Origin of the sequence: Methylopila sp. 73B, from assembly GCF_000526315.1 — a bacterium.
Lineage (GTDB): Bacteria > Pseudomonadota > Alphaproteobacteria > Rhizobiales > Methylopilaceae > Methylopila.
This window is the reverse complement of the sequence record NZ_JAFV01000001.1, coordinates 1,210,695-1,233,452: the sequence shown is the minus strand read 5'-3', so window position 1 is coordinate 1,233,452 and position 22,758 is coordinate 1,210,695. Positions and strand designations below refer to the sequence as shown.

The window sequence follows — 22,758 nt, the reverse complement described above, 5'->3', positions numbered from 1 at the left end:
CCATGAGCGGTCCGGAGGCGCTGCGATATTGGAAGTCATCCCGGTGCTGGACCTGATGGGCGGGCAGGTGGTGCACGCCCGGCGCGGCGAGCGCGACGCCTACCGTCCGATCCAGTCGAGCCTGGTCGCGGGCGCCGACCCCTTGGCGATCGTCGCCGCGCTTCTCGGGCTCGCGCCGTTTCGCACCCTCTACATCGCCGACCTCGACGCCATCCAGCGGCGCGGGTCCCACGACCCCGTCATCGACGGCCTGCGCGCCGCGTTCCGCGATCTCGAGATCTGGGTCGACCGCGGCGAGACCGACGTCCTGTCGTTGCGTCAGCGGGCCGCCCGCGCCGCAGGCGTCAGCGTCATCGGCTCCGAATCCTTCTCCGACGTCTTCGCGTTGAAGCGGGCGCTGGCCGCGGGCCCCTCCGTGCTCTCGCTCGATCACGACGCGTCCGGGCGCATGGGGCCGCCCGAGATACACGACAGCGCGACGCTGTGGCCCGAGCGGGTGATCGTCATGACGTTGGCGCGCGTGGGCGCCGGCGCGGGACCGGACGTCGAGCGGCTGACCGACGTGCTGGCGCGGGCCGAGGGCCGGAAGGTCTACGCGGCGGGCGGCGTTCGCGACCCGCGCGACCTGGACGCGCTGGCCGACCTCGGCGTCGCGGGCGTCCTGGCGGCGAGCGCGCTGCATGACGGGCGGCTCGACGGTCCGACGCTCATCCGTGGGCTTGCAGCTTCGCGGCGAATACGGCCGCAACCGTAAGATCGGCGGTGGTTCCGGGGTTGATGCCCTGGGCCTTGAGATGCAGATCGAAGGCGTCGAGCGCGCGGTCGCGGTCCAGCTCCACGTCGAGACGCGTGGCGAAAGCGGACGCCTCTTTGCGGACGCGCTCGGCGACCCCGGGGCCGAACTTGCGCGCGACATGGCTGTCCGGAAACAGGCCAAGCAGTCCGAGGTAGACGTCCTCCACCGTCTCGCGCGTTTCGCTGTGGCCTTCGTAGGCCGCCGCCGCGGCGAACACGTCCTCGAAGTCCGTGACGTACTGCAGGGCGATCCGGTCGCGGTCGGCGGCGGCCGCCATGGCCTCGCGCAGCGTGATCGTCGGGGTGGCCGCCACGTCGTGCTCCTCGGCGCGGCCCAGTCCGCCAGGGTTGGCCGCGGCGATCGCGCGGTAGGCGGCGGCTGCGTCGTCCACGGTCAGCCGGCCGAGCACCCGGGCGAGCGCGAGCCGCAGAGGCTCGTGCGGGCCAGACGTGAAGGCGGCCTCCACCAGCGGCGCCGCCAGCAGCAGGATGCCGAGGTTCGCGTTGCAGCCCACGGCGGCGAGCGACGCCTTGACCGCGCTCTCGATGCGCTCGCCGACGGTCCGGCCGGCGACGAGGCGCACCGCGGCGACCTCGGCCGCGCGCTCGAAGGTCGCGACCGTCATGCCGTGGCCGGCGCGGAAGACGTGGACGTTGCCCGGTTTGAAAGCGTTCAGCTCGGCCTGGCAAGCCGCCCGAAAATCCTCGGCGGCCTCCGAGAGCGTGAGCCCGCCCTCAGGCGGCATCGGGGCGCGCCAGCCGGCCGGCGAGGTCGCGCGCGAGCGCCGCCGCCACGTCGATTCCCGTCGCGGTCGTCAGTCCCTTCCACGCGGGCATGGAGTTGACCTCGAGGATTAGAAAGCGCCCGTCCTCGGCCTCGATCAGGTCGACCCCGGCATAGTCTGCCCCCACCGCCGCCGCGGCGCGGACGGCGAGCGCGGCCGCCTCGCCGTCGATCGGCGCGGCCTCGCCCTGCGCGCCCTGAAAGATGTTCGTCACCCATCCGTCCGAGCGTCGGATCATGGCCCCGATCGCCCGGCCCCCCAGCACAAACACGCGCCAGTCGTGCGCGCCGCCGGCGGCGGCCGAGCCGCGGCTCGGCACGAACTCCTGCAAGTAGTAGAGACCGCCGACCTCTTCGGGGGCGGGAAGCGCGTCGTGGGGCGCGAGCCGCATCAGGCCTTTGCCCTGGGCGCCGAACAGCGGCTTTAGCACCACGTCGCCGCCGATGGCGGCGCGCGCGCGTTCGGCGTCGGCGGGGCGCTCGGCGGTCATGGTGCGGGGCGTGGGCAGGCCGGTCATCGCGAGCATGGCGGTCGTCATGCTCTTGTCGACGCAGACCTCGATCGCGCGGGCGTCGTTGACGACCGCGACCCCCATCGCGCGGGCCGCATGGAGAAAGCCCAGGCGCGCGGTGATCTGCTCGGTCGTGCCCGCCGGGATCAGCCGCACGAAGATTGCCGCCGGCAGTCGGCCCTCGAGGCCGGGGATCACGAGGCCCGGCCGCCCGCTCGCGAGGTCGAAGCCGCACTCGGTCATGGACCGGATCAACGGCCGCAGGCCTTCGCGCTCGATCGCGCGGGCGAGCCCATGGCTGTGCCAGTCGGCTTTCTCGGTGAAAATGACGACGGCGTTCTCGGCGATCATGAAGGCTCGGCGAAGAAGAGACACGGACGCGCGGACCATAGCGGCCGGGGCGTCTTAGCACGATCGCCCGCGGTCGCGACTCCGGGACGCGGGGGCGCGCCCCGAACGCGAAACCCCCGCATCCTTTCGGACGCGGGGGCGATCGTCGCGACGCTCAACCTGAAGTGATTAGGCGTGGTCGTAGGTGTTGGTGTCGCGGTCCTTGGTCTCCGGCACGAAGATCAGGCCGATGAGCACGGTCATGATTGCGAACACGATCGGGTACCAGAGGCCGTAGTAGATGTCGCCCGTGGCGGCCACCATGGCGAAGGCGGTGGCCGGCAGCAGGCCGCCGAACCAACCGTTGCCGATGTGGTAGGGCAGCGACATCGACGAGTAGCGGATGCGGGTGGGGAAGAGCTCCACCAGCGCCGCCGCGATCGGCCCGTAGACCATCGTGACGAACAGCACGAGCACGAACAGCATCAGGATGATGCCGCCGGTCTGCGCGCGGAACACGTCGAACGGATGCGCCATCTTCACGATCTGCGCGTCGCCCGCCTTCGGGTAGCCCGCCGCCTGAAGGGCGGCGAGCACGGTCTTGTTGGTCTCCGCGGTCGCCGGGCCCGCTGTGTAGGGCAGGGTCTGGCCGTTGATGCGGACCGCCGTTGGCGTGCCCGCCGGAGCCGCCTCGCTCGTGTACCTCACCGAGGACTTCGACAGGAAGTCGCGGGCGACGTCGCAGTTCGAGGTGTACTTGCGGGTGCCGACCGGGTTGAACAGGCTTCCGCATTCGGCGGGATCGGCGACCACCGCCACCTGCACGGACTCGATCGCCCGCTCCAGGGTCGGATTTGCGATGGTGGTGATCTGCTTGAAGATCGGGAAGAAGGAAATCGCCGCGATCAGGCAGCCGCCCAGAATGATCGGCTTGCGGCCGATCTTGTCCGACAGCCAGCCGAAGAACACGAAGAAACCGGTGCCGAGCACGAGCGACCAGGCGATCAGAAGGTTCGCGGTGTAGCCGTCGACCTTGAGGATCGATTGCAGGAAGAACAGCGCGTAGAACTGGCCGGTGTACCAGACGACGCCTTGGCCGGCCGTCAGGCCGAGAAGCGCGATCAGCGCGATCTTGGCGTTCTTCCACTCGCCGAAGCTCTCTTTCAGGGGCGCCTTCGAGCGGGTGCCCTCGTCCTTCATCTTCTGGAAGGCGGGCGACTCGCTGAGCTGCAGGCGGATCCAGACCGAGATGCCGAGCAGCAGAACCGAAACCAGGAAGGGGATGCGCCAGCCCCAGGCCGCGAAGGCCTGCTCGCCGACGATCGTGCGCGTGGTCAGGATCACGACCAGCGACAGGAACAGACCGAGCGTCGCGGTGGTCTGGATCCACGAGGTGTAGAAGCCGCGCCGGCCCTGCGGCGCGTGCTCCGCCACGTAGGTCGCGGCGCCGCCGTACTCGCCGCCGAGCGCGAGGCCCTGGGCGAGACGCAGGATGATCAGGATCACCGGCGCCGCGAACCCGATGGTGGCCGCGCCCGGCAGGATGCCGACGATGAACGTCGAGATGCCCATCAGCAGGATGGTGACGAGGAAGGTGTATTTGCGGCCGACGAGGTCGCCGATGCGTCCGAACACCAGCGCGCCGAACGGACGCACGATGAAGCCCGCAGCGAAGGCCAGCAGCGCGAAGATGTTGCGGGTGGACTCATCGTAGAGCGGCTTGCCGTCCGGCCCGAGCACGTTGAAGAACTGCGCGCCGATGATCGCCGCCAGCGATCCGTAGAGATAGAAGTCGTACCACTCGAACACGGTGCCGAGCGAGGAGGCGAAGATGACCTTCTTCTCCTCCTTCGACATCGGCCGTTTGGCGTCGACTGCGGTGGTCGCACTTGCGACGGACATGAGCGTTCCCCTCGTTCACCGCCTCGCGCGACGCGCAGGCGATCGCCGCCCTCGGACGGCGTTGCGTTGACGTGTTTTGCCGGCCGCTCGATCGCTTGCGGCCTTCGCGCTCTTCTTGCTTTCGCCCCGCTTCGTCCGGCCCAGCCGCCGGAACGTCCGCAGACGTCGTCAATTGGATCGGGGATCCGTACGCCGGACGGAATCGTTGTCAGGGCGGCGCACAAAAGCCCACGCCATACGTACAAGTCGCCGAAACCCCCCGTCGATTGGCTAAAAGATGAATGAGGCGTTCAGAAAAGCTTTGCGCACGCTTTTGTTATCGACCGGCGTGCTGGCGGTCGCCGCGCCGGCGGGCTCGGTCGAGCGGCCGAAGTCGATCATCGGCGAGCCCTACGACCAGAACCCGCGGACCATCACGCGGCCGGCGACGAAGGCGGACCGGGATTGGCGGCGCGGCAGGGCCGCGCCTCGCGTGGAGATGCAGGCGCAGCCAGCGCGGCGGCCGCGCTACGAGCCCCCGCGCTACGACGGCTACGGACGTCGCCTGAACGTGCCCGGGCGTCCGGAGACCTACGACGCGATCGGCCGGGCGCGTCGCTACCGTCCGCAGGCCGCGCCAAGCGTCTCGACGCCGCGCGTGCAGACCGACATCGGCACGCGGATCAACCAGTTCCCGCCACGCTGAGGCGGTAGAGATGAGGACGCCTGCGTCGCGACTGTCAGCTAGCCGTCGCGGGCTTGGTCCGCCTTACGCAATGGAGCGAGATCGCCGCCGCGTTCGAGACGTTCAGGCTCTTGATCGCGCCCGGCATGTCGAGCCGGGCGAGCACGTCGCAGGTCTGGCGGGTGAGTTGCCGCAGGCCCTTGCCTTCCGCGCCTAGGACCAGAGCCACGCCGCCTGAGCCGAGCGGGGTGTCGTCCAGCGTCGCGGGGCCTTCGGAGTCGAGGCCGATCCTGAGGTAGCCGCGCTCTTCCAGGTCTTCCAGGCCGCGGGCGAGGTTCTGGATCAGGATCAGCGGCACGTGCTCCAGTCCGCCGCTCGCGCTTTTCGCCAGCACGCCGGTCGCCTCCGGACTGTGGCGCGCGGTGGTGACGATCGCGTCCACGGCGAAGGCCGCGGCGGTGCGCACGATCGCGCCGACATTGTGCGGGTCGGTGATCTGGTCGAGCACGAGCACGAGGCCGTCGGCCGGGATCGTCTTCAGCGTCGGGATGCGCAGCGCTTCGGCTTCGAGGTAAAGGCCCTGATGCACCGAGTCCGGCGTCAGCAGCCGGTCGATGGCCCCAGGCCGCACGATCTCCGGCTCCACCCGCGTCGGCACGTTCGCCTCCGCGAGCCGGGCGAGGGCGTTCTCGGTCGCCATCAGCTTGATGATCTTGCGCTTCGGATTCGACAGCGCCTCGACCACGGAATGGAAGCCGTAGAGCGTGACGGGCCCGTCATGATCGCGCGGAAAATCGCGCGGGCCGTATTTCTGCGGTCCCGGCCGCGGGCTGCGTTTCTCCCACGGCTTGGAGGCGGAGTCGCGAGGCGGGCGGGGAGGGCGCATGGAGACCGATCGGCGGTTTGGAGTTCGCCCGGTCTCTTCTCACGAGCGCCGGGACGTGGCAACGCGCCCCGTGGCCGAACGTGGCGGAACGGAAAGGCGCCGTCGGCGAACCAAGATGGCGGAAGGGGTGGGATTCGAACCCACGGTGGAGTCGCCCCCACGGCGGTTTTCAAGACCGCTGCCTTAAACCGCTCGGCCACCCTTCCGCGGACGCCAGACGCCGCCGATCGGGGCGCTGAAGCGGCGCGATGATGGCGGAGACCGCGCTGCGCCGCAACACCGGCGAGCGGCGCGACAACCGAAACGCGGCCGTCCGCGTATCTCCCGACACAAGCCTTAACACGCCACGTCGCGGGAGTTTCGAGATGCGCGCAGCGTCCCTTGTCGCAGGTTTTCTCGTCGTTCTGGCCGGCTCACCCGCGTTAGCGCAGGACCTAGCCGGCGACGCGCTGTCCGAAACCATCGCCGGCCGCACGGTCTATCTCGCGACGCCGCTCGGCGGCGAGTTTCCCCTGAACTACCGGAAGGACGGCGTCGTCGACGGGTCCGGAGACGCGGTCGGGCTCGGGCGCTTCATGCAGCCGAAGGACAGCGGTCGCTGGTGGGTCGACGGCTCGAAACTCTGCCAGAAGTGGCGGACCTGGTACGACGGCAAGGCGTTCTGCTTCACCGTCGCGAGCCTCGGCGGCGACAAGATCGCCTGGGTCCGCGACGACGGGCTGAAAGGCACGGCGCGCATTGCGAGATGATCGGTAGGAAATGTGGCGCAAACGCCCCACTCTTGCCTTTTTTACGAAGCTTCGTTCATAACTGTGATCCCGGCGCGCCACTGGCGCGCCATCGAGCGGGGGCGGGCGGCGCGATAGCGCTGACGGATGTGGAAGCGATTTCTGCGCTTTCGCGTCTGCGTCCCCGGCGCATACGAGGACGGACGGCATGAACGACGCAGCGACGGTCACCCGAGCGCAGAACCGTCGATCGGTCGTTCCATTCGCCTTCCGCTTTCCCCAGGTCGCCGTCGTCGTCGCATGCGCGGCGCTCGCCGCCTGTTCGGCGCAGACCCAGTCGACGAAGACCGCAGCCGTCGCGCCGACCGTCGATCCCGTGCTCGGCGTCGCCGCCAGCCCGCAGGTGGTCGCCGCCGGCCAGCCCGCGCCGAAAGGCGGCGGAGTCTACAGCGTCGGCAAGACGTACCAGGTCGCCGGCAAGGTCTACTCGCCGGCGACGCGCAAGCCCGGTCCGGTCGGCGTCGGTCTGGCGTCCTTCTATGGCGCCCGTTTCCATGGCCGCCGCACGGCGAATGGCGAGGTCTTCGATTCGGCTTCGCTCAGCGCCGCGCACCCGTCGCTGCCGCTGCCGTCGTACGTCCGCGTGACGAACGTGACCAACGGGCGATCCGTCGTCGTGCGCGTCAACGACCGCGGGCCGTTCCATAAAGGTCGGCTGATCGACGTCTCGCAGCGCACCGCCGACGTGCTCGGCTTCCGCCGCGCGGGCGTGGGGGCGGTCAAGATCGACTACGTCGGGCTCGCTCCTCTCGCCGGCGCCGACGATCGGCAGCTGCTCGCGACATACAAGGAGTTCGGCCGCCCCGCCGCGCCCGAGGGCGTGCAGCTCGCTAGCCTGAAGCCGGTGTCGGACGCCGAGCTGCTCGGCCGCGCCGCGCCTTCCGCCGGCTTTACGGTCGTCGCGAGCGCCGAGGCGCCGGCTCCGAAGGTCGAGACCAACCTGACCACGGCTTACGCTCCGGCGCAGGCGGCGGCCCCGCTGCCGATGCCGGCGGCGAAGCCCGAACCGCGGATGGCGGCTGCGCCGCGCGTCGCGCCTGAGCCGAAGGCCGGGCTGGCGGACGCGAAGCCGCTCGACGGCAAGGCGCCCGAGAGCAGGGCGGACGTCCGACTCGCGGCGACGACGGCGGAACCGGCTCCGGCCGTGCGGACGTCCGCGCCGAAGGTGGTGGCGAAACGTGTCGTGAAGCCGACGGAGGAGCCGGTGCTTGCAGCTGTCGCGCCACAGCTTGCCGGGGCCGAAACGCCTGACGAGCCCGCGCCCGTGCTCCGGCCGGCGCAGAACCCCGCCGTCGCCGCGCGGATCGCCGCGAGCTTCGAAGGCTTCGGCGACACGCCGGCCTTCGTCCGCAGCCAGGAGCCGAATCTCGGCGCCGCCAGCGCGTATTCCAATCTCCGCTAACCCTGTCGCGCGACGTGAACGTCGCGCGGGGTCCGATCGATTGTGCCCCCGACGCCCCCGACGTATCGTGAGGCTCGACGGGCGCGAACGACGGGCGTGACGATGTTGATCAGGATCATGGCCCGGCTTGCCTCGCCGCTGAAAAGCGTCTGCGCGGGCTTTGCGCTGGTCGTCTGCGCCGCCGGCGCGGCCCAGGCGGCGTCCGCCGCCGCGAAGGATTTCAAGACCGCGGCGCCCATCGCCTACCTCTACGACGTGACCTCCGGCTCAGTGCTCTACGCCAAGCAGGCCGACCTGCCGTCGCCGCCTGCGAGCATGGCCACGCTGATGACCGTCGAGCTGGTGTTTCAGGCGCTCCACGACGGGCGGCTGAAGCCGGACCAGACGTTCAAGATCACCGAGGACGCCTGGCGACGGGGCGGGGCGCCCTCGCGCGGGTCAGCGATGTTCGCCAAGCTCAACTCCGATGTCGCCGTCGCCGATCTGCTGCGCGGAGTCATCGTGCAGTCCGGCGGAGACGCCGCGATCACGCTCGCGGCCGGTCTCGCCGGGTCCGAGCCGGCCTTCGCCACGTTGATGAACGCGCGCGCCCGGGAGCTCGGCCTCGCCCGCTCGACCTTCCGCAACGCGACCGGCCAGCCCGACCCGGAGCAGCGCATGACGGCGCGCGACGTGGCGAAGCTCGCCGAGCATCTCGTCCGATCCTATCCCGACCGCTACCCGACGTTCCGGGAGCCGGAATTCACCTGGAACAAGATCTCCCAGCGCAACCGCAACCCCCTGCTTGCGGACTACGCCGGCGCCGATGGGCTGAAGACCGGCTGGACCGAGGACGGCGGCTTCAGCCTCGTTGGCTCCGCGTTCCGCGACGGCCGCCGCCTGATCGTCGTCCTGATGGGCCTGGAGACTGCCAAGGCGCGGTCGGACGAGGCGCGGAAACTGCTGGACTGGGGCTTCAATGCTTTCGAGGAGCGCCAGATCTTCGCAGCCGACCAGGCCGTGGCCGAGGCGCGCGTCTTCGGCGGAGAGCGCCGCTACGTGCCGCTGGTGGCCTCGAGCCCGGTCGCGCTGCTGACGCCGAAGGGCGACGACGCCCGCATCGTGGCGCGGGTGAACTACGACGGACCGCTGCAGGCGCCGATCGCGCGGGGGACGCGCGTCGGCACGCTCCGGGTGTGGCGGGGCGAGACGCTGACCGTCGAAACCGCCCTGACCGCCGCCGAGGACGTCGCCGTCGGCGATTTCGGACGCCGGGCGGTCGACGGCGCTCTCGAACTTGTCGGCGACCTCTTTGGCCAGGTGGCCGCGAAGATCTGAATGCGCGGACGCTTCATCACGTTCGAAGGCGGCGAGGGGGTCGGAAAGTCGACCCAGCTCAAGCGTCTGGCGGCGGCTCTCGAGCGGCGGGGCGTCGACGTGATCGTCACGCGCGAGCCCGGCGGGTCGCCGCGCGCGGAGGCGCTCAGGGACGTGTTGCTCTCGGGCGGGGCCAAACGGTTCGGTCCGCTGGCGGAGACGGTGCTGGTCGCCGCGGCGCGGGCCGACCACGTGGAGCGCACGATCCGGCCAGCGCTCGACCGCGGCGTCTGGGCGCTGTGCGATCGTTTCATCGATTCGACCCGCGCCTATCAGGGCGTGCTCGGCGGGGTCGAGCCGGAGCTGATCCGGGCCTTCGAGGCGGTCGCTGCGGGCCAGACCAGGCCGGACCTGACCCTGATCCTCGACGCGCCGGCCGCGATCGGCCTTGAGCGCGCGAAGCTTCGGGCGGGCGCGCTCGCCACGCCCGACCGGTTCGAGGCGGAGGACGGCTCGTTCCACGAGCGACTGCGCCGCGCCTTCGTGGAGATCGCGCGCGTCGAGCCGGAGCGCTGCCTCCTGATCGACGCGGGCGGAGACGCCGACGCGGTTGAGCGGCGGGTGTGGGAAGCGGTCGAACGCCGGCTGCTCATGACGGGAGCCGTCCAATGAGCGACGCCGACGGCGTTCCTGAATCCGACCGTCGCGAGGGCTGCCCGCACCCGCGTGAGACCGAAGGGCTCGTCGGCCATCGGGCCGCCGAAGACGAGCTTGCGGCGGCCTACGGCTCGAACCGCATGCACCACGCCTGGCTGGTCTCGGGACCTGAGGGCATCGGCAAGGCGACGCTCGCTTATCGTCTCGCGCGTTTCGTGCTGGCGCATCCCGATCCGGCCGAGTCTGCGGGCGCCGCCTCGCTCGCCGTGCCGATGGACCATCCCGCGGCGCGGCGCGTCGCCCGGCTGTCGCATCCCGATCTACTGGTGCTGCGCCGTGGGTGGAACGCGGACCGCAAGGCGTTCTACGGCGACATCCGGGTCGACGACGTACGGCGCGCCACCGGCTTCTTCGGGTCCACGGCGGGCGAGGGCGGCTGGCGCGTCGCAATCGTGGACACCGCCGACGACATGAACGGCGCCGCGGCGAACGCCTTGCTCAAGGTGTTGGAGGAGCCGCCGCCGCGAGCGATCTTCGTCCTGCTCTCCGCCGCGCCCCGCGGCTTGCCCGCGCCGGTGCGCTCGCGCTGCCGCGCCCTGGCCCTGGCGCCGCTCGCCTCCTCCGAGGTGCGCGCCGTGCTCGGCGGCTTGTCCGAGATCGCCGAAGAGCACGACGACGAGGCGCTCGACACGGCCGCGGCGCTCAGCGAAGGCAGCGTCGCCCACGCCCTGTCGCTGCTCGCGAGCGACGGCGCGTCCCTGCACCGCGTGGTCTCCGGCCTGCTCGACCGTCTCCCCGACGTCGACGTCAAGGCGAGCCACGCGCTCGCCGAGGACCTCGCCAAACGAGGCGCCGAGCAGAGGTTCGGCCTGTTCGTGTCGCTGGTGGGAGACTGGCTTCACGCCCGTGTGCGCGCGGGCGCCGCGGCGGGGGAGGCGCGCCTTGCGCGGTTTGCGGAGGTGTGGGAAAAAACCGCCCGCGCCGCGCGGGACACCGAGACCTTCAATCTCGACCGCCGGCCCTTCGTTCTGGAGACGCTCGCCCAACTCGCCGGCCTCGCGCGCCGCTGACGGCGGCCGGCGCAAGACATCTGACGAGCGATGGCGACGTCCAAGAGCCCCTACTACGTCACGACCGCGATCGCCTATCCCAACGGCGTGCCGCACATCGGCCATGTCTACGAGGCGATCGCGACCGACGCCATCGCGCGGTTCCACCGGCTCGACGGTCGCGACGTCCGCTTTCTCACCGGCACCGACGAGCACGGCCTGAAGATGGCCCAGACCGCCGCGCGCGAGGGCGTGACGCCGTTCGACTGGGCGACCAAAAACGCGGCGCGCTTCAAGGCGATGGACGAGCTCTACGGAGTCTCGTTCGACCGCTTCATCCGCACCACCGACACGGACCATTACGCCGCGAGCCAGGAGCTGTGGCGGCGCATGCAGGCCGCCGGCGACGTCTATCTCGGCAAGTACGAGGGCTGGTACTCGGTCCGCGACGAAGCCTATTTCGACGAGGCCGAGACGACGCTCGCCCCCGACGGGACGCGCAAGGCGCCCACCGGCGCGCCAGTCGAGTGGGTGGTCGAGGAAAGCTACTTCTTCAAGCTCTCGGCCTATCAGGACCGGCTGCTGAAACTCTACGAGGACCAGCCCGGCTTCATCGGGCCGGACGCGCGGCGCAACGAGGTGCTGGCGTTCGTGAAGCGGGGCCTGTCCGACCTCTCCATCAGCCGGACCACCTTCGACTGGGGCGTGCCGGTGCCGAACGACCCGAAGCACGTGATGTACGTGTGGGTGGACGCGCTGACGAACTACCTCACCGGCGCGGGTTTTCCCGCAGACGACGAGGCCGCGGCGAAGTGGTGGCCGGCGGACCTGCATGTCATCGGCAAGGACATCATCCGCTTCCACACCGTGTTCTGGCCCGCGTTCCTGATGTCGGCGGGATTGCCCCTGCCGAAGCGGGTGTTCGCGCACGGCTTCCTCTACAATCGGGGGGAGAAGATGTCGAAGTCCGTCGGCAACGTCGTCGACCCCTTTGCGCTCGCCGAGGGCTACGGCGTCGACGCGGTCCGGTACTTCCTGTTGCGGGAGGCGCCGTTCGGCCAGGACGGCTCTTACAGCCACGAGGCGATCGTCGGCCGCATCAACGCCGATCTCGCCAACGACCTCGGCAATCTGGCGCAACGCTCGCTGTCCATGATCGGCAAGAACTGCGAGGGCAGGGCGCCGGCGCCCGCCGCCTTCGCGGCCGCCGACGAGGCGATCCTCGCGGCCGTCGACGGTCTCGCCGCGACGGTGCGCGCGGCCTTTGACGAGCTCGCGCTGCATCAGGCGCTTGCGGCCATCTGGCAGGTGGTGGCGGAGACCAACCGCTACTTCGCCAATGCGGAGCCGTGGGCGCTGAGGAAGACCGATCCGGAGCGCATGGCGACCGTGCTCTACGTGACGGCGGAAGCGGTCCGGAACGTTGCGATCCTCGTTCAGCCGTTCACGCCGGCCGCGGCCGCCAAGCTGCTCGACCTGCTCGGCGTGGGCGACGACGCGCGAAGCTTCGACGCGCTCGGCGCGGCCGGCCGTCTGGCGCCGGGCGCCCTCTTCCCCGCGCCGCAGCCGGTGTTCCCGCGCTACGTGGAGCCGGAGGCGGCCGCGTGACCGCCCTTGTCGACAGCCACTGCCACCTCGACTTCGACCAGTTCGCGCCGGAGCGCGACGCCGTCGTCCGACGCGCGCATGAAGCCGGCGTCGGACTGATGGTGACGATCTCGACCCGGGTGCGCCGGTTCGACCGCATCCTCGAGCTGGTGGGCGCCTACCCCTCGGTCTACGGCACCGTGGGCACCCATCCGCAGAACGCCCACGAGGAGCTGGACGTCACGGCCGAAGAGCTGGTGCGGCTCGCGGAGCACCCGAAGATCGTCGGATTCGGCGAGGCCGGGCTCGACTTCCATTATGATTCGAGCCCGCCGGAGGCTCAGGAGCAGGGGTTCCGCGCCCACATCGCCGCGGCCCGCATCGCGCAGCTTCCGCTTGTCATCCACGCGCGGTCCGCCGACGACGCGATGATCGCGATCCTCGAAGAGGAGACCGCAAAGGGCGCGTTCCCGGCGGTGCTGCACTGCTTTTCGTCCGGCGCCGAGCTCGCCCGCCGCGGCGTCGCGCTCGGCCTCTACGTGTCGTTCTCCGGCATTCTCACCTTCAAGCGCTCCGAGGAGCTGCGGGCCATCGCGGCCGAGGTTCCGGCCGATAGGCTGCTGGTCGAGACCGACGCGCCCTACCTCGCGCCTGAGCCCTTCCGCGGCAAGCGCAACGAGCCGGGATACACCGCGAAGACGGCGTCGGTGCTCGCCAGGGTGCGGGGCTGGAGCGAGGATGAGGTTCGCCGCGTCACGACGGACAATTTCTTCCGGCTCTTCAACAAGACGCCAAGGTCTGCTCTCGTGACGCTTCAAGGCGCGGACGCGGCGTGAGCCTTCGGGTCACCATTCTCGGATGCGGGTCCTCGGGCGGCGTCCCGCGCGTCGCGAGCGGCTGGGGTCGCTGCGATCCCACCGAGCCTCGCAACCGCCGCCGCCGGTGCTCCATTCTGGTCGAGCGCGAGGGTCCCGCCGGGGCGACCCAGGTGCTGGTCGATACCGGGGCCGACCTGCGGGAGCAGCTGATCGACGCGGGCGTCCAGCAGCTCGACGCCGTGCTCTACACCCACGAGCACGCCGACCACACCCACGGCATCGACGACCTCAGACCGATCGCGATCCACACGAGATCGCGGGTCGACGTGTGGGCGGACGCCCGGACCGGAGATTTCCTCCGGCGGCGCTTCGCCTATGTTTTCGAGACGCCGCCGGGCTCGGACTATCCGCCGATCCTGAACGAGCACCGGCTGCTGGCCGGCAAGGTGGTCGCGATCGATGGCCGGGGAGGCGCGATCAAGGCGCTGCCGATCGAGCTCCAGCACGGCTCCGAAGCGGCGCTCGGCTTCCGTTTCGGGGACCTCGCTTACACCCCCGACGTCAACGACATTCCGCTGGCCTCCGTGCCGCTGCTGGAGGGGCTCGACGTCTGGATCGTCGATGCGCTGCGCGACACGCCCCATCCCAGCCATTTCTCGCTGGAGGAGGCGCTGGCCTGGATCGAGCGGCTGAAGCCGAAGCGCGCGGTCCTCACCAACCTCCACACCGACCTGGACTACGCGACGCTGAAACGCCGCGTTCCCGCCCATGTGGACGTCGCCTTCGACGGCATGCGGATCGAGACGCCGTAGGCGTTTTTCCCATCTGCAGATGAGCCGCCCCTGGAAAGACGGGCGTTTCCGGCACGCGGCGGCTCGCCTTCGCGGCGTCTGGCATGCCAGAATTCGCGCAACCAAGAAGCTGCTCAGGAGCGAACGCCCGTGACCGCCCATCTCTACGATCTGACGCTCGCCGACGGCCGCCGCCTGAGCCCCTACTGCTGGGCGGCGAAGCTGGCGCTCGCCCACAAGGGCGTGCCGTTCGAGACCACGGCGACCAGGTTCGTCGACATCGGCAAGGTCGCGGGCGGCGGCTTCAAGACGGTCCCGATCGTCGAGATCGACGGCGTGACCATCGGCGATTCGTTCGAGCTGGCTCTGCATCTCGAGCGCACACGCGTTGATTCGCCTACGCTTTTTGCCGGCGAGGGCGGCGTCGCGCTGACCCGGGCGGCGGCGGCGCAGGGGGCTTACCTCCTCGGCAAGATGTCGCGGCCGATGGCGCTGGCGATCCACGACGGGCTGGACGCGGAGACGCAGATCTACTTCCGGTCGTCGCGGGAGCGCATGTTCAAAGCGCCGCTGGAGGAGGTCTCGGCCCAGCCCGAAACGACGGTCGCGGCGGCGCGCGAGGCGATGACGCCGCTCCGGATTCTCCTGCGCAGCCAGCCCTTTATCGGCGGCGACGCGCCTCTGTTCGCGGACTTCCTAATCGCCGGGCTGTTCCAGTGGGCGCGGGTCGTCGGCGCGGTCGACTACCTCACCGGGGAGGACCGCATCGGACCCTGGTTCGGGCGTCTCGAAGAGCGCTACGGCGCGACGCTGGGGGCGACGGCGGGTTAACTCGGGATCAATCCCGGGTTAACCCGCGATCGACGATTGCGGTCGCCCGTCACTTGCCGCCGGATTGGACCCCGGCGGCCGCCACGTGGTCGAGCAGGGCCACGGCCGCGCGCTCGACCGTCATCCGCGGGTTCGCCTCGCACCAGGCGTCGACCCATTTGGTCAGCGCCTCCGGATTGATGTCGGCGTCCGGCTTCAGCGCGAGGCCGTTGCGGCCGAAGGCGGCGCCGGTGAGGAAGGCGTGGACCCACGACTGGTAGGCCTGGGCCTTGGCTTCGTCCGTGCGCTGGGCGTCGGTCCAGGCGCCGCAGGTCTTCGCTCCGATGCCCCAAACCACATAGGCCTGGGCCGCCGCGGTCTGCGCCAGCCCGGCGGCGAGGGCCGCCGCCAGCGCGAGGGTCGTCAGTCGGGTCGCTGTCGTCGCCATGGGTCTTCCGCCCTTTGACGCCGCGGTCACTCCGCGGCTTTGCTCGCCGGCTTGGCCGCTTTCTTGGCGACCGGCTTCTTCGCCGCCGTCTTCGGAGCCGCCTTGGCGGACGCCGCTTTGGCGGCGGGCTTCTTCGCGGGTGCCTTGCGGGCCGGCTTCTTGGAGCCGCCCATCGCCGCGCGGGCGTCGACGATCTTGATCGCCTCTTCAAGCGTCAGCGCGTCGGCCTCGACGCCCTTGGGCAGGGTCGCGTTGACCTTGCCGTGCTTGGCGTAGGGACCGTAGCGCCCGGCGTGGACCGTGATGGCGCCCCCGTCGGGGTGGTCGCCGACGGTGCGGCCCGCGACCGCGCCGCCGCGGCCGGCTCCGCGCTTTTCCTTCTTCTCGGCGATCACCGCGACGGCCCGGTTGAGGCCCACGGTGAACACCTCCTCCGGCGAATCGAGGTTGGCGTAGGAGCCGTCATGGCTGACGTACGGCCCGTACCGCCCGATGTTGGCCTCGATCGGCTTGCCGCTTTCCGGATGCAGGCCGACGAGCCGCGGCAGCGACAAAAGCTTCAGCGCGCCGTCGAGATCGAGCTCCGCCGCCGACCAGCCCTTGGGCAGGGAGGAGCGCTTCGGCTTCTCTTTTTCCACACCCTCGCCGAGCTGAACGTAGGGGCCGAAGCGCCCCGCGCGCAGAGTCACGTCGAGACCGGTCTCGGGATCCTTGCCCAGCACCTTCACGCCGTCGGGGCCGGCCGCCGAGCCGTCCTCGCCGCCAAGCTCGCCGCCGAGCGGGCGGGTGAACTTGCACTCGGGGTAGTTCGAGCAGCCCACGAAGGAGCCGAACTTGCCGAGCTTCAGCGACAGCTTGCCGGTCCCGCAGGTCGGGCAGACGCGCGGATCGGAGCCGTCGGCCTTCGTCGGAAAGATGTACGGTCCGAGGATCTCGTTCAGGGCGTCGAGGACCTGCGTGACGCGCAGCTCCTTGGTCGCGTCGATCGCGCCCGTGAACTCCTTCCAGAAGGCGCGCAGCACCTCCTTCCAGTCGAGTTCGTGGTTCGAGATCTTGTCGAGCTGGCCCTCGAGGTCCGCCGTGAAGTCATACTCCACGTAGCGGTCGAAGAAGCTTTCGAGGAAAGCCGTGACCAGTCGACCCTTGTCGTCCGGCACCAGCCGCTTCTTGTCGAGCTTCACGTATTCGCGGTCGCGCAACACGCCGAGCGTGGCGGCGTAGGTGGAGGGGCGGCCGATGCCGAGCTCCTCCATGCGCTTGACGAGCGCGGCTTCGGTGTAGCGGGGCGGCGGCTCGGTGAAATGCTGGGTCGAGGCGACAGGGCCCACGCGGTTCAGCGGGTCGTTCGCGGCCATCGCCGGCAGGCGGCGGGCCTCCTCGTCCTCTTCGTCGTCACGGCCTTCCTGATAGGCGGCCAGGAAGCCGTCGAAGGTCACGACCGTGCCGGTGGCGCGGAGCTCGATCGGCCGTCCCGAGCCGGTCGCCAGGATGTCGACGGTGGTCCGTTCGACCTCAGCCGACTCCATCTGGCTCGCGACGGTGCGCTTCCAGATCAGCTCGTAGAGCTTGGCTTGGTCGTCGTCGAGGCGGCGCGCCATCTCGCGCGGCGTCCGCTGCGGGTCGGTCGGGCGGATGGCCTCGTGGGCCTCCTGCGCGTTCTTGGCCTTGACCGTGTACTTGCGGGGGCTGCCGGGCACGTAGCGGGCGCCGTAGTCCGAGCCGATCAGCGCGCGCACGGCCGTGACGGCGCTCGGGTCCATGTCGACGCCGTCGGTCCGCATGTAGGTGATGAGACCGGTGGTCTCGCCGCCGATGTCGACGCCCTCGTACAGCCGCTGGGCGATCTGCATCGTCCGGTTCGGCGCCAGCCCGAGCTTGCGGCTGGCCTCCTGCTGAAGCGTGGACGTGGTGAAGGGCGGCGCCGGGTTGCGGCGGCCAGGTTTCGCTTCGACGTTCGACACCTTCAGGTCGGACGCCTCGATCGCGCTCTTCAGTGCGGCGGCGGTGGCGCCGTCGGCGATGTCGAGACGCCCGATCTTCTTGCCGTCGGCGGCCGAGATTCGCGCCTCGAAGGTCTCGCCCTTCGGCGTCGAGAGCTGGGCGATCAGCGACCAGTATTCGCGCGGGAGGAAGCGCTCGATCTCGATCTCGCGGTCGCAGACGAGGCGCAGCGCCACCGACTGGACGCGGCCGGCAGAGCGGGCGCCCGGAAGCTTGCGCCACAGCACCGGCGACAGGTTGAAGCCGACCAGATAGTCGAGCGCCCGGCGGGCGAGATAGGCGTCGACCAGCCCCACGTCGATCTCGCGCGGCTTCTTCATCGCGTCGAGGATCGCCTGCTTGGTGATCGCGTTGAACACCACACGCTCGACCGGCTGGTCCTTGATGACTTTCTTGGCGCGCAGGACCTCGAGCACGTGCCACGAGATCGCCTCGCCCTCGCGATCGGGGTCGGTGGCGAGGATCAGCTTGTCCGCCCCTTTGACGGCGCGCGCGATCTCGTTCAGCCGCTGGGCGGACTTTCCGTCCACCTCCCACAGCATGTGGAAATCGGCGTCCGGGTCGACGGAGCCGTCCTTCGCGGGGAGATCGCGCACATGGCCGTACGAGGCGAGAACCTCATAGTCGGGACCAAGATATTTATTGATCGTCTTCGCCTTCGCAGGCGATTCGACGATGACGACATTGTTCATCAGTCGTGGGTCTCTGAGCTGACGCCAGTCTGGGCGACGGCGGCGGCGAACATGGGGAACCGGGTTCGGCCTGTCAAATCACCCGGCCCGGCGGCGTACATCCGCGGAGTACAACCAGAAAGCGGGATATTGTGCGACATGCAATCTTGGGTGTAGGTTTGACATATCCCCACTGTAGAAGCGGTCGAACCATGACGAGGCCCGCGGGCGCCCCATTGCAGCGGCTGGATCCGGCGGCGCGCGCCGAAGCCGCCACCTACGTCGCGACGCTCACGGTCGAACTCGCGCGGATCGCGCGGAGCAACGCCCTGCCGACGCTCGCCTACCTTCTCGACATGGCGCGGCTGGAGGCCGAGACCCAGGCGCAAGAGCCCGCTTTGCCCGACGCAGAGCGGCCCGAGCGCCGCTGACGCGCGCGTCTCGTCTCGCCCAGAGGGACGCTCAGAGCCAGAGCTCGGGCTGGCGCAGGCAGACGGCGCCGCCTGGGCGGCGCTCGAGCCGTCCCGCGATCTCCATCTCCAGCAGCACCAACTGCACTGCGCGGGCGTCGGCGCCGGACTGCCGGACGATCTCATCGACCGCCGCCGGCGTCGGGCCGAGCAGCTCCAGGATGCGCGTGCGCTCGTCCTCGCCGGGTTCCGCGCCTTGGAAGCCCGCCGTTCCCGCCTGCGCCAGCCCGATCGGGGGCGGGCTCGGCTCGTCCCGGCCGAGCAGGTGCTGGAGCGCCTCGATCACGTCGTCCGAGCGGGTGATGAAGGTGGCGCCGTCCCGCAGCAGGCCGTTCGAGCCTTCGCAACGCGGGTCGAGCGGCGACCCCGGGGCGGCCATGACTTCGCGGCCAAGCTCGGCCGCGAGCCGTGCGGTGATGAGCGAGCCCGACCGCACGGCGGCCTCCACCACCAGCACGCCGAGCGACAGGCCGGCGATGATGCGGTTGCGGCGCGGAAAATCCCGCCCGCGCGGCTGCCACCCCAGCGGCATCTCGGTGACCAGCGCGCCTGTCTCGACGATCCGGCGCGCGAGGTCCGCGTGCTCCGGGGGATAGAGACAGTCGAGGCCGCCCGCGAACACGGCGATCGTGCCGGACCGGGTCGAGGCGGCGTGGGCCGCGGCGTCCACGCCGCGCGCGAGACCGGAGACGATCGCCCAGCCCGCGCCGCCGAGTTCGGTCGCGATCCGCGCGGCGAAGGTGCGGCCCGCCGACGAGGCGTTGCGCGCGCCGACGACGCCGATCGAGGGGCGGCGGAACACGGCGGGATCGCCCGCCACGGTAATGAGCGGGGGAGCGCCCTCGATCGCGGCGAGCGGGGCGGGATAGTCCTGTTCGCCGAGAGCGATCAGCCGCGCGCCGCGAGCGAGGGCGCCGGCGATCTCGTCCTCGGCTTCGCCGCGCGGACAGACGCGCACGGCGCGTCCGCCGCGCCGGGCGAGGCCGGGCAGGGCCTCGAGCGCCGCCGCGGCCCCGCCGAAGTGGTTCACGAGATCGCGGAAGGTGCGCGGCCCGACGTTCTCGGAGCGGATGAGCCGGAGCCAGGCGATGCGTTGCTCGTCTGTCAGCCCGGCCATCGCGCGTCAGGCCCCGCTGCTCGGCTGTTCTGACCGCTGGCCGATGCGGCTTTCGCGGCCCTGCATCAGCCGCGCGATGTTGTCCCGGTGCATGACCCAGAGCGCGACGCTGAGCGCCGCGAACACCACCGCCGCGGAGGTGGGGTGGCGGCTGACGACGGCCAGCATGACCGGCGCCGCGACGCTCGCGGCGAGCGCCGAGGCCGAGGAGTAGCGGGTGGCCGCGGCGACGCCGATCCAGACGGCTGCGAAGATCAGCGCGATCGGCCAGGCGACGCCGATGAGCGCGCCGAGATAGGTCGCTACGCCCTTGCCGCCCTTGAAGCGCAGCCACACCGGGTAGACGTGGCCGACGAAGGCTGCGGCCCCGGCCGCGAGCGCCGCGGCCTCGCCCCAGAGCTGGCGGGCGATGATGACCGCCGCCGTCGCCTTCAGCATGTCGCCGATGAGCGTCGCGGCCGCGAGGTCGCGCCGGCCGGTGCGCAGCACGTTGGTGGTGCCGATGTTGCCGGAGCCGATGTTGCGCACGTCGCCGACGCCGGCGAGGCGCGTGACCAGCACGCCGAAGGGAATCGAGCCGAGAAGGTAGCCGAGCGGGATCGCGGCGACGATGTCGAGGGCCGTGGAGTTCGTCATCGCGCGAGGTTCGGTTCCGATGGGCGGCGGCCGGAGCCGTTCGCGTATGTCTGCGCAGGGATCAAGCGTAGGGGTAGACGGTGCGCCCGGCAATGACGGTGCGCCAGACGCGCCCCTGCAACCGGGCTTGGTCGAACGGGGTGTTCTTGGACTTCGATTTGAGCCGCGACGCCTCCAGCACCCAGGGGGCGTCGGGGTCGAACAGGATGAGGTCCGCCGGGGCGCCGACCGTCAGCGCGCCCGCGGGCAGGCCGAGCAGCTTCGCGGGATTGGTTGACATCGCCGCGAGCAGGCGGTGCAGCGTGACGTCGCCGGAATGGACCAGCCGGAGGCCGGCGGCGAGCATGGTCTCGATCCCGATCGCGCCGTCCTCGGCCTCGGCGAAGGGCCGCCGCTTGGTCTCGACGTCCTGCGGGTCGTGGGCTGAGCAGACGACGTCGATGACGCCGTCGGCCAGGGCCTCGACCAGCGCGCGCCGGTCGTCCTCGTGGCGCAGCGGCGGGGTCAGCTTGAAGAAGGTGCGGTACTCGCCGACGTCGTTCTCGTTCAGCGTGAGATGCGCGACCGAGGCGCCGCAGGTGACGCGGGTTCCGGCCGCCTTCGCGCGGGCGACGAGGCCGACGCTCTCGGCGGAGCTGACGAGGCTGGCGTGGTAGCGGGCGCCGGTGAGGGCGGCGAGCCGCAGGTCGCGCTCCAGCATCAGCGCCTCGGCCGCGACGGGGCGCCCCGGCAGGCCGAGACGGCTCGCGAGTTCGCCCTCGTTCATGGCGCCGCCGGCGGCGAGATCGGCGTCCTCGACGTGGTGGCAGATCAGCGCGTCGAAGTCGCGCGCGTAGGTCATGGCGCGGCGCATGACGCGGGCGCTCGCGACCGAGCGCGGGCCGTCGGTGAAGGCGACGGCGCCGGCCTCTAGCAGCAGGCCGACCTCGGTCATCTCCGCGCCGGCGAGGCCTTTGGTGAGCGCGGCCATCGGGTAGACATGGACGCTCGCGGTGTCGCGGGCGCGCCGCATGAGGTAGTCGACGATCTCGGGCGCGTCGACTGGCGGGGTCGTGTCGGGCCGCGCCACGATGGTGGTGACGCCGCCGACCGCGGCCGCGCGGCTCGCGGTCTCGATGGTCTCGCGGTGCTCAGCGCCGGGCTCGCCGACGAAGGCGCCGAGGTCGACCAAGCCCGGCGCCAGCACATGGCCGCGGCAGTCCACCGTCTCCGCCCGCGCCGAGGGCGGGACCTTGGACCCGAGCTCCGCGATGACGCCTTCGGCGACCAGCAGCGAGCCGATCTCGTCGCGGCCGCTCGCCGGGCACACCAGCCGCGCGTTGACGAAGAGGAGAGGGCGGTCGTCCTGGGGCTGCATCGGGGTCACGCGTTCGGCAAATGACGCGCGAGCGTCTCGAGGACGGCCATGCGCACCGCGACGCCCATCTCGACCTGGTCGCGGATCAGCGACCGGGGGCCGTCGGCGACCTCGGAGGCGATCTCGACGCCGCGGTTCATCGGGCCGGGGTGCATCACCACGGCGTCGGGCCTCGCGTAGGCGAGCTTCGCGCCGTCGAGGCCGAAATGCTTGAAGTACTCCTTCACCGACGGCACGAAAGAGCCGTTCATGCGCTCGAGCTGCAGCCGCAGCATCATGACGACGTCGGCGCCGGCGAGGCCCTCGCGCATGGTGCGGAACACCTCGACGCCGAGCCGCTCGATCCCGGTCGGGAGCAGCGTGGAGGGCGCGACCACGCGCACCTGCGCGCCGAGGGCGTTGAGCAGGATGATGTTCGAGCGCGCCACGCGGCTGTGCAGCACGTCGCCGCAGATCGCCACCACGAGGCCGGCGATGCGCCCCTTGGCGCGGAGGATGGTGAGGGCGTCGAGCAGCGCCTGAGTCGGGTGCTCGTGGGCGCCGTCGCCGGCGTTCACGACCGAGCAGTCGACCTTCTGCGCGAGCAGCGCGACGGCGCCCGCCGCATGGTGGCGCACCACGATGATGTCCGGCCGCATGGCGTTGAGGGTCGCCGCGGTGTCGAGCACCGTCTCGCCCTTCTTCATGGAGGAGTTGCCGACCGACATGTTCATCACGTCGGCGCCGAGGCGCTTGCCGGCGATCTCGAACGAGGACTGCGTCCGGGTCGAATTCTCGAAGAACAGGTTGACCTGGGTGCGGCCGCGCAGCGTGCTGCGCTTCTTCTCGACCTGACGGCTGAGCGCCACGGCGTCTTCGGCCGCGGCGAGCAGACCTTCGATCTCGGCGGCGGAAAGGCCTTCGATCCCCAGCAGATGGCGGTGGGGAAAGGCGAAGGGCGCTGGCTCGGCGGGGGTGCTCATCAAGGCAGGTGTCATAGCGCCAGCG

At 70.7% G+C, this 22,758-nt stretch carries 22 protein-coding genes and 1 tRNA gene; 12 read left to right on the top strand and 11 right to left on the bottom strand.

The window, feature by feature from the left end:
- Positions 1-28: 28 nt before the first annotated feature.
- On the top strand, positions 29-754 hold the full coding sequence (locus K244_RS0105960; RefSeq protein ID WP_020185340.1) for a HisA/HisF-related TIM barrel protein: 726 nt from the start codon (positions 29-31) through the stop codon (positions 752-754).
- Here K244_RS0105960 and K244_RS0105955 read toward each other — a convergent pair.
- The 3 genes from K244_RS0105955 to K244_RS0105945 form a co-directional block, all read right to left on the bottom strand.
- The gene (locus K244_RS0105955) at positions 708-1,541 is read right to left on the bottom strand and encodes a triphosphoribosyl-dephospho-CoA synthase (RefSeq protein ID WP_020185339.1); all 834 of its coding nucleotides are present in this window, start codon (positions 1,539-1,541) and stop codon (positions 708-710) included. The genes K244_RS0105960 and K244_RS0105955 overlap by 47 nt on opposite strands.
- Positions 1,531-2,442, bottom strand: a complete 912-nt coding sequence (locus K244_RS0105950) for a RimK family alpha-L-glutamate ligase (protein ID WP_024816343.1) — start codon at positions 2,440-2,442, stop codon at positions 1,531-1,533. The genes K244_RS0105955 and K244_RS0105950 overlap by 11 nt, the downstream gene beginning before the upstream one ends.
- 168 nt (positions 2,443-2,610) lie before the next feature.
- Positions 2,611-4,323 carry an MFS transporter gene (locus K244_RS0105945; protein ID WP_020185337.1) on the bottom strand — a complete coding sequence of 571 codons (1,713 nt, stop codon included), beginning with the start codon at positions 4,321-4,323 and terminating at the stop codon, positions 2,611-2,613.
- Positions 4,324-4,600: 277 nt separating this feature from the next.
- Between K244_RS0105945 and K244_RS0105940 the strand changes: the two genes are divergently transcribed.
- On the top strand, positions 4,601-5,008 hold the full coding sequence (locus K244_RS0105940; RefSeq protein WP_155931605.1) for a hypothetical protein: 408 nt from the start codon (positions 4,601-4,603) through the stop codon (positions 5,006-5,008).
- A gap of 34 nt (positions 5,009-5,042) precedes the next feature.
- Here the strand turns inward: K244_RS0105940 and K244_RS0105935 are convergent, their stop codons facing one another.
- Together K244_RS0105935 and K244_RS0105930 are read right to left on the bottom strand one after the other, a co-directional pair.
- Entirely contained in the window at positions 5,043-5,873 is an 831-nt protein-coding gene (locus K244_RS0105935; RefSeq protein WP_020185335.1) for an RNA methyltransferase, read from the bottom strand.
- A 116-nt stretch (positions 5,874-5,989) separates the two neighbouring features.
- A tRNA-Ser gene (locus K244_RS0105930) sits at positions 5,990-6,079 on the bottom strand.
- Positions 6,080-6,238: 159 nt separating this feature from the next.
- On the opposite strand from K244_RS0105930, the gene K244_RS0105925 reads away from it, so the two are divergent.
- From K244_RS0105925 to K244_RS0105885, 9 genes are all read left to right on the top strand, one after another.
- Positions 6,239-6,622, top strand: coding sequence for a hypothetical protein (locus tag K244_RS0105925; protein ID WP_024816342.1), 384 nt, complete (start codon positions 6,239-6,241; stop codon positions 6,620-6,622).
- A gap of 187 nt (positions 6,623-6,809) precedes the next feature.
- Positions 6,810-8,063, top strand: a complete 1,254-nt coding sequence (locus K244_RS24305) for a septal ring lytic transglycosylase RlpA family protein (RefSeq protein ID WP_020185333.1) — start codon at positions 6,810-6,812, stop codon at positions 8,061-8,063.
- A 117-nt stretch (positions 8,064-8,180) separates the two neighbouring features.
- Positions 8,181-9,380: a D-alanyl-D-alanine carboxypeptidase family protein gene (locus tag K244_RS23515; protein ID WP_024816341.1), complete on the top strand. Its 1,200-nt coding sequence runs from the start codon at positions 8,181-8,183 to the stop codon at positions 9,378-9,380.
- Positions 9,381-10,031, top strand: coding sequence for a dTMP kinase (tmk, locus tag K244_RS23510; protein ID WP_020185331.1), 651 nt, complete (start codon positions 9,381-9,383; stop codon positions 10,029-10,031).
- Positions 10,028-11,086, top strand: coding sequence for a DNA polymerase III subunit delta' (locus K244_RS0105905; protein WP_020185330.1), 1,059 nt, complete (start codon positions 10,028-10,030; stop codon positions 11,084-11,086). The genes tmk and K244_RS0105905 overlap by 4 nt, the downstream gene beginning before the upstream one ends.
- A gap of 30 nt (positions 11,087-11,116) precedes the next feature.
- Complete coding sequence (gene metG / locus K244_RS0105900) at positions 11,117-12,673, top strand: methionine--tRNA ligase (RefSeq protein WP_020185329.1); 1,557 nt, start codon at positions 11,117-11,119, stop codon at positions 12,671-12,673.
- Complete coding sequence (locus K244_RS0105895; protein ID WP_020185328.1) at positions 12,670-13,488, top strand: TatD family hydrolase; 819 nt, start codon at positions 12,670-12,672, stop codon at positions 13,486-13,488. The genes metG and K244_RS0105895 overlap by 4 nt, the downstream gene beginning before the upstream one ends.
- Positions 13,485-14,282 carry an MBL fold metallo-hydrolase gene (locus tag K244_RS0105890; protein ID WP_020185327.1) on the top strand — a complete coding sequence of 266 codons (798 nt, stop codon included), beginning with the start codon at positions 13,485-13,487 and terminating at the stop codon, positions 14,280-14,282. Before K244_RS0105895 ends, K244_RS0105890 begins: the two co-directional genes overlap by 4 nt.
- Before the next feature lie 129 nt (positions 14,283-14,411).
- Entirely contained in the window at positions 14,412-15,092 is a 681-nt protein-coding gene (locus K244_RS0105885; protein ID WP_020185326.1) for a glutathione S-transferase N-terminal domain-containing protein, read from the top strand.
- Positions 15,093-15,141: 49 nt separating this feature from the next.
- Here the strand turns inward: K244_RS0105885 and K244_RS0105880 are convergent, their stop codons facing one another.
- Positions 15,142-15,519, bottom strand: coding sequence for a hypothetical protein (locus K244_RS0105880; RefSeq protein WP_020185325.1), 378 nt, complete (start codon positions 15,517-15,519; stop codon positions 15,142-15,144).
- A 26-nt stretch (positions 15,520-15,545) separates the two neighbouring features.
- The gene (topA, locus tag K244_RS0105875) at positions 15,546-18,212 is read right to left on the bottom strand and encodes a type I DNA topoisomerase (protein ID WP_020185324.1); all 2,667 of its coding nucleotides are present in this window, start codon (positions 18,210-18,212) and stop codon (positions 15,546-15,548) included.
- 191 nt (positions 18,213-18,403) lie between these two features.
- On the opposite strand from topA, the gene K244_RS0105870 reads away from it, so the two are divergent.
- Entirely contained in the window at positions 18,404-18,622 is a 219-nt protein-coding gene (locus K244_RS0105870; protein ID WP_155931603.1) for a hypothetical protein, read from the top strand.
- 31 nt (positions 18,623-18,653) lie between these two features.
- On the opposite strand, the gene dprA is transcribed toward K244_RS0105870, so the two are convergent.
- The 4 genes from dprA to K244_RS0105850 all read right to left on the bottom strand — a co-directional run bounded on the left by dprA (position 18,654) and on the right by K244_RS0105850 (position 22,733).
- The gene (gene dprA, locus K244_RS0105865) at positions 18,654-19,778 is read right to left on the bottom strand and encodes a DNA-processing protein DprA (protein ID WP_020185322.1); all 1,125 of its coding nucleotides are present in this window, start codon (positions 19,776-19,778) and stop codon (positions 18,654-18,656) included.
- A 6-nt stretch (positions 19,779-19,784) separates the two neighbouring features.
- Complete coding sequence (gene plsY / locus K244_RS0105860) at positions 19,785-20,414, bottom strand: glycerol-3-phosphate 1-O-acyltransferase PlsY (protein ID WP_020185321.1); 630 nt, start codon at positions 20,412-20,414, stop codon at positions 19,785-19,787.
- 61 nt (positions 20,415-20,475) lie between these two features.
- Complete coding sequence (locus K244_RS0105855; protein WP_020185320.1) at positions 20,476-21,771, bottom strand: dihydroorotase; 1,296 nt, start codon at positions 21,769-21,771, stop codon at positions 20,476-20,478.
- Between the two features lie 5 nt (positions 21,772-21,776).
- Positions 21,777-22,733, bottom strand: coding sequence for an aspartate carbamoyltransferase catalytic subunit (locus K244_RS0105850; RefSeq protein WP_020185319.1), 957 nt, complete (start codon positions 22,731-22,733; stop codon positions 21,777-21,779).
- Between the last annotated feature and the right edge of the window lie 25 nt (positions 22,734-22,758).